Below are 9622 nucleotides of genomic sequence, written 5' to 3' on the forward strand. Positions count from 1 at the left end.
CATGGCCATATCAATGATTTCTGGTGCGTACCGGGCTGAGAGGCGGTGTAAGTGAACTGTAGTTGCCATGTTTTACGGCAATGAGAGCAGAGATAGCGCTGATGTCCGGCAGTGCTTTTGCCGTTACGCACCACGCCTTCAGTAGCGGAGCAGGAAGGACATCTGATGGAAATGGAAGCCACGCAAGCACCTTAAAATCACCATCATACACTAAATCAGTAAGTTGGCAGCATTACCAGGGTCGCGAAAGCGGCCCTTTTTTATTGCATATTATTTTTTCTTCACACCTATACACTAAGGCTATAAATGATATAGTGGTTATAGTTAGCACCTTTTTTATTATTAAATCGTATTAGTCACCCGCCAGGTGTGACGAAAAAACGATGTTCTGATGGCGTCTAAGTGGATGGTTTAACATGAAATTACAACAACTTCGCTATATTGTTGAGGTGGTCAATCATAACCTGAATGTCTCATCAACAGCGGAAGGACTTTACACATCACAACCCGGGATCAGTAAACAAGTCAGAATGCTGGAAGACGAGCTAGGCATTCAAATTTTTTCCCGAAGCGGCAAGCACCTGACGCAGGTAACGCCAGCAGGGCAAGAAATAATTCGTATCGCTCGCGAAGTCCTGTCGAAAGTCGATGCCATAAAATCGGTTGCCGGAGAGCACACCTGGCCGGATAAAGGCTCACTGTATATCGCCACCACGCATACCCAGGCACGCTACGCATTACCAAACGTCATCAAAGGCTTTATTGAGCGTTATCCTCGCGTTTCTTTGCATATGCACCAGGGCTCGCCGACACAAATTGCTGATGCCGTCTCTAAAGGCAATGCCGATTTCGCTATCGCCACAGAAGCGCTGCATCTGTATGAAGATTTAGTGATGTTACCGTGCTACCACTGGAATCGGGCTATTGTAGTCACTCCGGATCACCCGCTGGCAGGCAAAAAAGCCATTACCATTGAAGAACTGGCGCAATATCCGTTGGTGACATATACCTTCGGCTTTACCGGACGTTCAGAACTGGATACTGCCTTTAACCGCGCAGGGTTAACGCCGCGTATCGTTTTCACGGCAACGGATGCTGACGTCATTAAAACTTACGTCCGGTTAGGGCTGGGGGTAGGGGTCATTGCCAGCATGGCGGTGGATCCGGTCGCCGATCCGGACCTTGTGCGCGTTGATGCTCACGATATCTTCAGCCACAGTACAACCAAAATTGGTTTTCGCCGTAGTACTTTTTTGCGCAGTTATATGTATGATTTCATTCAGCGTTTTGCACCGCATTTAACGCGTGATGTCGTTGATGCGGCTGTCGCATTGCGCTCTAATGAAGAAATTGAGGTCATGTTTAAAGATATAAAACTGCCGGAAAAATAATTTCTTGCGTTATTTTCGGCACCTTTTATGTAGCGAAGGTGCCGGAATATATTCTCTTTTGTTACTTATTTCTATACCGTGCACAATATTTTTATCCCTCATATTTATAGGGTAAATTACCTGTAAAGTAGTGTCTAATTACCCGCCTCGCAAATTCCAGTTTTCAAATATCTATTTCAGGTCAAAAGATTGAATTATTCACTGGAGACGATTCGTAAATTCGCTGGATTTTTGACTAAAGTTTCTTTAGGATTTGTCTCATCGTATGATTAATTACACCAATCGTTCAACGTCTTGCTGATAAGTGATGGCGATTATATGAGGTTAGCAATGCCTTCTGGAAATCAGGAACCCCGCCGCGATCCTGAATTAAAACGTAAAGCCTGGCTGGCGGTTTTTCTTGGTTCTGCACTTTTCTGGGTGGTTGTCGCACTGCTGATTTGGAAAGTGTGGGGATAACTATGGTCGGTCAGGAGCAACTGGAGTCGTCACCATTATGCCAGCATAGTGACAATGAAACAGAAACGAAACGGGAATGTTCCGTCGTTATTCCAGACGACTGGCAACTAACATCGCAGCAGCAAGCCTTTATAGAACTGTTTGCTGAAGATGATCAGCCGAAACAATAATTATCATCATTCTTATTACCCATTTTTAATGAATTAAAGGGCTTTTAATACACCGCAGCAATAACAGCTTGAGTTATCTCAACACAAATATGAAATATTGGTCCTGGATGGGCGCGTTTTCTCTGTCGATGCTCTTCTGGGCCGAACTCCTCTGGATCATTACTCACTGATCCTTGACCCCGCTGCGGCGGGGTTGTCATTTGCTTTGCCACAAGGTTTCTCCTCTTTTATCAATTTGGGTTGTTATCAAATCGTTACGCGATGTTTGTGTTATCTTTAATATTCACTCTGAAGAGAATCAGGGCTTCGCAACCCTATCATTAAGGAGGAGCTATGTCGTCAACCCTACGAGAAGCCAGTAAGGACACGTTGCAGGCCAAAGATAAAACTTACCACTACTACAGCCTGCCGCTTGCTGCTAAATCACTGGGCGATATCACCCGTCTACCCAAGTCACTCAAAGTTTTGCTCGAAAACCTGCTGCGCTGGCAGGATGGTAACTCGGTTACCGAAGAGGATATCCACGCGCTGGCAGGATGGCTGAAAAATGCCCATGCTGACCGTGAAATTGCCTACCGCCCGGCAAGGGTGCTGATGCAGGACTTTACCGGCGTACCTGCCGTTGTTGATCTGGCGGCAATGCGCGAAGCGGTTAAACGCCTCGGCGGCGATACTGCAAAGGTTAACCCGCTCTCACCGGTCGACCTGGTCATTGACCACTCAGTGACCGTCGATCGTTTTGGTGATGATGAGGCATTTGAAGAAAACGTACGCCTGGAAATGGAGCGCAACCACGAACGTTATGTGTTCCTGAAATGGGGAAAGCAAGCGTTCAGTCGGTTTAGCGTCGTGCCGCCAGGCACAGGCATTTGCCATCAGGTTAACCTCGAATATCTCGGCAAAGCAGTGTGGAGTGAATTGCAGGACGGTGAATGGATTGCTTATCCGGATACACTCGTTGGTACTGACTCGCACACCACTATGATCAACGGCCTTGGCGTGCTGGGGTGGGGCGTGGGTGGGATCGAAGCAGAAGCCGCAATGTTAGGCCAGCCGGTTTCCATGCTTATCCCGGACGTAGTGGGCTTTAAACTTACCGGTAAATTACGTGAAGGTATTACCGCCACAGACCTGGTTCTCACTGTTACCCAAATGCTGCGCAAACATGGCGTGGTGGGGAAATTCGTCGAATTTTATGGTGATGGTCTGGATTCACTACCGCTGGCGGATCGCGCCACCATTGCCAATATGTCGCCAGAATATGGTGCCACCTGTGGCTTCTTCCCAATCGATGCTGTAACCCTCGATTACATGCGTTTAAGCGGGCGCAGCGAAGATCAGGTTGAGTTGGTCGAAAAATATGCCAAAGCGCAGGGCATGTGGCGTAACCCGGGCGATGAACCGATTTTTACCAGTACGTTAGAACTGGATATGAATGACGTTGAAGCGAGCCTGGCAGGGCCAAAACGCCCACAGGATCGCGTTGCACTGCCCGATGTACCAAAAGCATTTGCCGCCAGTAACGAACTGGAAGTGAATGCCACGCATAAAGATCGCCAGCCGGTCGATTATGTTATGAACGGACATCAGTATCAGTTACCTGATGGCGCTGTGGTCATTGCTGCGATAACCTCGTGCACCAACACCTCTAACCCAAGTGTGCTGATGGCCGCAGGCTTGCTGGCGAAAAAAGCCGTAACTCTGGGCCGCTGCCCGATCCTATCGAAACGGCAATCAAAAAAGGCGATTTAACCGTCGGTGCGGTGCTGTCCGGCAACCGTAACTTTGAAGGCCGTATCCATCCGCTGGTTAAAACTAACTGGCTGGCCTCGCCGCCGCTGGTGGTTGCCTATGCGCTGGCGGGAAATATGAATATCAACCTGGCTGCTGAGCCTATTGGTCATGATCGTAAAGGCGACCCGGTTTATCTGAAAGATATCTGGCCATCGGCACAAGAAATTGCCCGTGCGGTAGAACAAGTCTCCACAGAAATGTTCCGTAAAGAGTACGCAGAAGTTTTTGAAGGCACAGCAGAGTGGAAGGAAATTAACGTCACACGATCCGATACCTACGGTTGGCAGGAGGATTCAACCTATATTCGCTTATCGCCTTTCTTTGATGAAATGCAGGCAACACCAGCACCTGTGGAAGATATTCACGGTGCGCGGATCCTCGCAATGCTGGGGGATTCAGTCACCACTGACCATATCTCTCCGGCGGGCAGTATTAAGCCCGACAGCCCGGCGGGTCGATATCTACAAGGTCGGGGTGTTGAGCGAAAAGACTTTAACTCCTACGGTTCGCGGCGTGGTAACCATGAAGTGATGATGCGCGGCACCTTCGCCAATATTCGCATCCGTAATGAAATGGTGCCTGGCGTTGAAGGGGGGATGACGCGGCATTTACCTGACAGCGATGTTGTCTCTATCTATGATGCCGCGATGCGCTATAAGCAGGAGCAAACGCCGCTGGCGGTGATTGCCGGGAAAGAGTATGGATCAGGCTCCAGCCGTGACTGGACGGCAAAAGGTCCGCGTCTGCTTGGTATTCGTGTGGTGATTGCCGAATCGTTTGAACGAATTCACCGTTCGAATTTAATTGGCATGGGCATCTTGCCGCTGGAATTTCCGCAAGGCGTGACGCGTAAAACGTTAGGGCTAACCGGGGAAGAGAAGATTGATATTGGCGACCTGCAAAATCTACAACCCGGCGCGACGGTTCCGGTGACGCTTACGCGCGCGGATGGTAGCCAGGAAGTCGTACCCTGCCGTTGTCGTATCGACACCGCGACGGAGTTGACCTACTACCAGAACGACGGCATTTTGCATTATGTCATTCGTAATATGCTGAAGTAACAAGTATTTGCTTGCCGGTTATTTTGCTTCCGGCAAGCAAATTAATTCCACAATGCGAGAGGGTTATTTGTTCAGCAAATGACCCATTTTCTCGGCTTTGGTATCGAGATAATGTTCGTTATTGGGGTTACGACCTACAATCAATGGTACGCGTTCAACAATATTAATCCCTGCTTCGGTCAGAATTTCGACTTTTTTCGGGTTATTGGTTAACAAGCGGACTTCATTGACGCCAAGGAGTTTGAACATATCAGCGCAAAGAGTGAAGTCGCGCTCATCAGCGGCGAAGCCTAACTGGTGGTTAGCCTCTACGGTATCGTAACCTTGATCCTGCAGTGCGTAAGCGCGGATTTTATTCAGCAGACCAATGTTACGACCTTCCTGACGGTGATACAGCAAAATACCACGGCCTTCCTCGGCAATTTGCGTCAATGCCGCTTCGAGCTGGAAGCCACAATCGCAGCGCAAGCTGAACAGGGCGTCACCGGTCAGACATTCGGAATGGACGCGCGCAAGTACCGGGGTATGCCCGGAAATATCGCCATAGACTAGCGCGACATGATCGTGTCCGGTTGCCAGTTCTTCAAATCCCACCATCAGGAAATCGCCCCATGGGGTTGGCAGTTTGGCTTCTGCCACACGTTTAAGCTGCATGAAATTCTCCAGATAATGCTGGTTCTGTATTGGCTTATTTTGCCATAACGAGAAGGGGTTCACCTAATCACGACGCGTCGATCGTTCACGGAATGGCACAAATCTGTCAATTTTTCCTGGAACTGGCGTTTTCAGTTATGATTGTGGGACTTATCAAAAAGGAGAGGCCATGCGTTCGATTGCCAGACGTACCGCAGTGGGAGCTGCACTATTGCTTGTCATGCCAGTAGCCGTATGGATTTCTGGCTGGCGTTGGCAACCTGGAGAACAAAGTTGGCTACTAAAAGCGGCTTTTTGGGTTACTGAAACTGTCACCCAGCCCTGGGGCGTCATTACACATTTGATTTTATTCGGCTGGTTTCTCTGGTGTCTGCGTTTTCGCATTAAGGCTGCCTTTGTATTATTTGCCATTCTGGCGGCCGCAATCCTTGTGGGACAAGGCGTTAAATCCTGGATCAAAGACAAAGTCCAGGAACCACGACCTTTTGTTATCTGGCTGGAAAAAACACATCATATTCCGGTTGATGAGTTCTACACTTTAAAGCGAGCAGAACGCGGAAATCTAGTGAAAGAACAGTTGGCTGAAGAGAAAAATATCCCACAATATTTGCGTTCACACTGGCAGAAAGAGACGGGGTTTGCCTTTCCTTCCGGTCACACGATGTTTGCTGCCAGTTGGGCACTGCTGGCCGTTGGTTTGCTGTGGCCGCGTCGGCGAACGTTAACCATTGCTATCTTGCTGGTCTGGGCAACGGGAGTCATGGGAAGCCGCCTGCTGCTCGGGATGCATTGGCCACGCGATCTGGTAGTAGCTACGTTGATTTCGTGGGCGCTGGTGGCGGTGGCAACGTGGCTTGCGCAACGAATTTGTGGGCCATTAACACCACCTGCGGAAGAAAATCGCGAAATAGCGCAACGAGAACAAGAAAGTTAACGCTGGTTGATTTTCCGAATTTAGCCCTTAAATCATCAACAATGCGCGTGGATGCCATTTCGCAGACGGCGCGAAAATGGTACTTTAAAGGGCTATTGCGGTAAGTTGACCATAATTTATTCGCTCTAACCACATAACGGGAAGTAATGTGAAATATTTACTCATTTTCTTACTGGTGTTAGCGATCTTCGTGATTTCGGTCACGTTGGGTGCGCAGAACGATCAACAGGTGACGTTTAATTATCTGTTAGCGCAAGGGGAGTACCGTATTTCCACATTGCTGGCGGTATTGTTTGCTGCGGGGTTTGCTATCGGTTGGTTGATTTGTGGCCTGTTCTGGCTGCGAGTTCGTGTTTCCCTGGCGCGCGCTGAACGTAAAATAAAGCGACTGGAAAACCAGCTTTCACCCGCGACTGACGTGGCTGTAGTGCCGCACTCGTCAGCGGCGAAGGAATAACTTTCTATGCTGGAGTTGTTGTTTCTGCTTTTGCCTGTAGCCGCTGCCTATGGCTGGTATATGGGCCGCAGAAGTGCGCAACAAAACAAGCAAGATGAAGCCAACCGCTTGTCGCGTGATTACGTAGCGGGGGTTAACTTCCTGCTTAGTAATCAACAGGATAAAGCGGTAGACCTGTTTCTCGATATGCTTAAAGAGGATACAGGCACCGTTGAAGCCCACCTTACGCTCGGAAACCTGTTCCGTTCGCGTGGCGAAGTTGATCGCGCTATTCGCATCCATCAGACCCTAATGGAAAGCGCCTCGCTGACCTATGAACAGCGTCTGTTGGCGATTCAACAACTAGGGCGTGATTACATGGCCGCCGGGTTATACGACCGCGCGGAAGACATGTTCAATCAGCTGACCGATGAAACTGACTTCCGCATTGGCGCTCTGCAACAGTTGCTACAAATCTACCAGGCTACCAGTGAGTGGCAGAAAGCAATTGATGTTGCCGAACGCCTGGTGAAGCTGGGTAAAGATAAACAGCGCGTCGAAATTGCCCATTTCTACTGTGAGTTAGCCCTGCAGCATATGGCCAGCGACGATCTCGATCGTGCCATGACCTTGCTAAAAAAAGGGGCGGCGGCAGATAAAAACAGCGCCCGCGTATCCATCATGATGGGACGCGTGTTTATGGCGAAAGGAGAATACGCCAAAGCCGTCGAAAGTTTGCAACGCGTGATATCCCAGGACAGAGAACTGGTCAGCGAAACGCTGGAAATGTTGCAAACCTGCTATCAGCAGTTGGGTAAAACTGCCGAATGGGCAGAATTCCTGCAACGCGCGGTGGAAGAGAACACCGGTGCCGATGCTGAATTGATGCTTGCTGATATCATCGAAGCGCGCGACGGTAGTGAGGCCGCACAGGTCTATATTACGCGCCAGCTTCAGCGTCATCCGACCATGCGTGTGTTCCATAAGTTAATGGATTACCACTTAAATGAAGCGGAAGAAGGGCGTGCCAAAGAGAGCCTGATGGTGCTGCGTGACATGGTTGGCGAAAAGGTACGTAGTAAGCCTCGTTATCGCTGCCAGAAATGTGGTTTTACCGCATACACCCTCTACTGGCATTGTCCGTCTTGTCGGGCCTGGTCAACCATTAAACCGATTCGCGGTCTTGATGGCCTGTAATTTTTAAAAAAATCCGACTTTAGTTACAACATACTAGTTATTGATGTTCCATTGTGCTCCGGCAACGACGGAGCAGAAAAAGCCTGCCAGGGGAAAAATCGCAACTGTTAATTTTTTATTTCCACGGGTAGAATGCTCGCCGTTTACCTGTTTCGCGCCACTTCCGGTGCCCATCATCAAGAAGGTCTGGTCATGACGTTAACTGCTTCATCTTCTTCCCGCGCTGTTACGAATTCTCCTGTGGTTGTTGCCCTTGATTATCATAATCGTGATGACGCGCTGTCCTTTGTCGACAAGATCGACCCACGCGATTGTCGTCTGAAGGTCGGCAAAGAGATGTTTACATTGTTTGGGCCACAGTTTGTGCGCGAACTTCAACAGCGTGGTTTTGATATCTTTCTTGACCTGAAATTCCACGATATTCCTAACACTGCAGCGCACGCTGTCGCTGCTGCAGCTGACTTAGGCGTGTGGATGGTGAATGTTCATGCCTCTGGTGGGGCGCGTATGATGACCGCAGCGCGTGAGGCACTGGTTCCGTTTGGCAAAGATGCACCGCTTTTGATTGCTGTAACAGTGTTGACCAGCATGGAAGCTAGCGACCTGGCCGATCTTGGCGTGACACTGTCACCTGCAGATTATGCAGAACGTCTGGCGGCACTGACGCAAAAATGTGGCCTTGATGGTGTGGTGTGTTCTGCTCAGGAAGCTGTGCGCTTTAAACAGGTATTCGGTCAGGAGTTCAAACTGGTTACACCGGGCATTCGTCCGCAGGGGAGTGATGCTGGTGACCAGCGCCGCATTATGACGCCAGAACAGGCGTTGGCGGCTGGTGTTGATTATATGGCGATTGGTCGCCCGGTAACGCAATCGGTAGATCCAGCGCAAACACTGAAAGCGATCAACGCCTCTTTACAGCGGAGTGCATGATGAGTGATTCCAACAGCCGTCTGGTCTACTCAACGGAAACCGGACGTATTGATGAGCCAAAAGCGGCCCCAGTACGCCCTAAAGGCGATGGTGTGGTGCGTATTCAGCGTCAGACCAGTGGACGTAAAGGTAAGGGCGTTTGCCTGATTACCGGTATCGATCTCGATGATGCCGAACTGACAAAACTTGCAGCGGAACTGAAGAAAAAATGCGGCTGCGGCGGAGCAGTTAAAGATGGAGTTATTGAAATCCAGGGCGATAAGCGTGATTTATTAAAATCACTACTTGAAGCGAAAGGGATGAAGGTAAAACTCGCAGGCGGTTAACATAAAAAGCCACGGATATATCCGTGGCTTTCGAATATTTTACTGTGTGTATTATTGGTAATGCTGCCAACTTACTGATTTAGTGTATGATGGTGATTTTAAGGTGCTTGCGTGGCTTCCATTTCCATCAGATGTCCTTCCTGCTCCGCTACTGAAGGCGTGGTGCGTAACGGCAAAAGCACTGCCGGACATCAGCGCTATCTCTGCTCTCATTGCCGTAAAACATGGCAACTACAGTTCACTTACACCGCCTCTCAGCCCGGTACGCAC

At 49.5% G+C, this 9622-nt stretch carries 11 protein-coding genes and 2 pseudogenes; 11 read left to right on the forward strand and 2 right to left on the reverse strand.

The annotated features are described in order from the left end of the window. Positions 1-182: pseudogene (locus tag BFF42_RS04635) on the reverse strand (IS1 family transposase); the annotation flags it as partial. A 234-nt stretch (positions 183-416) separates the two neighbouring features. Here BFF42_RS04635 and cysB point away from each other — a divergent pair. The 5 genes and pseudogenes from cysB (at position 417) to BFF42_RS04660 (ending at position 4875) form a co-directional block, all read left to right on the forward strand. Then, a complete protein-coding gene (cysB, locus tag BFF42_RS04640; protein WP_000776253.1) occupies positions 417-1391 on the forward strand; it encodes an HTH-type transcriptional regulator CysB in 975 nt (324 codons plus the stop codon). A gap of 318 nt (positions 1392-1709) precedes the next feature. Next, positions 1710-1850: a YmiA family putative membrane protein gene (locus BFF42_RS04645; protein WP_001300896.1), complete on the forward strand. Its 141-nt coding sequence runs from the start codon at positions 1710-1712 to the stop codon at positions 1848-1850. A 2-nt stretch (positions 1851-1852) separates the two neighbouring features. Then, positions 1853-2020 carry a protein YciX gene (yciX, locus tag BFF42_RS04650; protein ID WP_001297116.1) on the forward strand — a complete coding sequence of 56 codons (168 nt, stop codon included), beginning with the start codon at positions 1853-1855 and terminating at the stop codon, positions 2018-2020. An 89-nt stretch (positions 2021-2109) separates the two neighbouring features. Beyond that, on the forward strand, positions 2110-2190 hold the full coding sequence (gene ymiC / locus BFF42_RS04655; protein WP_122991686.1) for a small membrane protein YmiC: 81 nt from the start codon (positions 2110-2112) through the stop codon (positions 2188-2190). A 163-nt stretch (positions 2191-2353) separates the two neighbouring features. Next, positions 2354-4875: pseudogene (locus BFF42_RS04660) on the forward strand (aconitate hydratase). 63 nt (positions 4876-4938) lie between these two features. Here the strand turns inward: BFF42_RS04660 and ribA are convergent. Then, a complete protein-coding gene (gene ribA, locus BFF42_RS04665) occupies positions 4939-5529 on the reverse strand; it encodes a GTP cyclohydrolase II (protein WP_001176295.1) in 591 nt (196 codons plus the stop codon). 169 nt (positions 5530-5698) lie between these two features. Here ribA and pgpB point away from each other — a divergent pair, with 169 nt between their 5' ends. The 6 genes from pgpB to BFF42_RS04695 form a co-directional block, all read left to right on the forward strand. Beyond that, complete coding sequence (gene pgpB / locus BFF42_RS04670; protein ID WP_001256538.1) at positions 5699-6463, forward strand: phosphatidylglycerophosphatase B; 765 nt, start codon at positions 5699-5701, stop codon at positions 6461-6463. Positions 6464-6611: 148 nt separating this feature from the next. Next, the gene (gene lapA / locus BFF42_RS04675) at positions 6612-6920 is read left to right on the forward strand and encodes a lipopolysaccharide assembly protein LapA (RefSeq protein WP_000876286.1); all 309 of its coding nucleotides are present in this window, start codon (positions 6612-6614) and stop codon (positions 6918-6920) included. 6 nt (positions 6921-6926) lie between these two features. Then, the gene (lapB, locus tag BFF42_RS04680) at positions 6927-8096 is read left to right on the forward strand and encodes a lipopolysaccharide assembly protein LapB (protein ID WP_000891353.1); all 1170 of its coding nucleotides are present in this window, start codon (positions 6927-6929) and stop codon (positions 8094-8096) included. Positions 8097-8288: 192 nt separating this feature from the next. Next, positions 8289-9026 (forward strand): orotidine-5'-phosphate decarboxylase, encoded by a 738-nt coding sequence (pyrF, locus tag BFF42_RS04685; protein ID WP_000176274.1) that lies wholly within the window; start codon positions 8289-8291, stop codon positions 9024-9026. Beyond that, positions 9026-9352 (forward strand): stress response translation initiation inhibitor YciH, encoded by a 327-nt coding sequence (gene yciH / locus BFF42_RS04690; protein WP_001362354.1) that lies wholly within the window; start codon positions 9026-9028, stop codon positions 9350-9352. The genes pyrF and yciH overlap by 1 nt, the downstream gene beginning before the upstream one ends. A gap of 111 nt (positions 9353-9463) precedes the next feature. Then, on the forward strand, positions 9464-9622 hold a 159-nt coding region (locus BFF42_RS04695; protein ID WP_032277379.1), incomplete at its 3' end, for an IS1 family transposase.

Source organism: Shigella sp. FC1661, assembly GCF_001712525.1.
GTDB lineage: Bacteria > Pseudomonadota > Gammaproteobacteria > Enterobacterales > Enterobacteriaceae > Escherichia > Escherichia coli.

Coding starts and splice junctions, on each gene's coding strand:
- yciX (WP_001297116.1), top strand. CDS start 1,853: ATGGTCGGTCAGGAGCAACTGGAGTCGTCACCATTATGCCAGCATAGT.
- pgpB (WP_001256538.1), top strand. CDS start 5,699: ATGCGTTCGATTGCCAGACGTACCGCAGTGGGAGCTGCACTATTGCTT.
- BFF42_RS04645 (WP_001300896.1), top strand. CDS start 1,710: ATGAGGTTAGCAATGCCTTCTGGAAATCAGGAACCCCGCCGCGATCCT.
- yciH (WP_001362354.1), top strand. CDS start 9,026: ATGAGTGATTCCAACAGCCGTCTGGTCTACTCAACGGAAACCGGACGT.
- lapB (WP_000891353.1), top strand. CDS start 6,927: ATGCTGGAGTTGTTGTTTCTGCTTTTGCCTGTAGCCGCTGCCTATGGC.
- ribA (WP_001176295.1), bottom strand. CDS start 5,529: ATGCAGCTTAAACGTGTGGCAGAAGCCAAACTGCCAACCCCATGGGGC.
- pyrF (WP_000176274.1), top strand. CDS start 8,289: ATGACGTTAACTGCTTCATCTTCTTCCCGCGCTGTTACGAATTCTCCT.
- cysB (WP_000776253.1), top strand. CDS start 417: ATGAAATTACAACAACTTCGCTATATTGTTGAGGTGGTCAATCATAAC.
- ymiC (WP_122991686.1), top strand. CDS start 2,110: ATGAAATATTGGTCCTGGATGGGCGCGTTTTCTCTGTCGATGCTCTTC.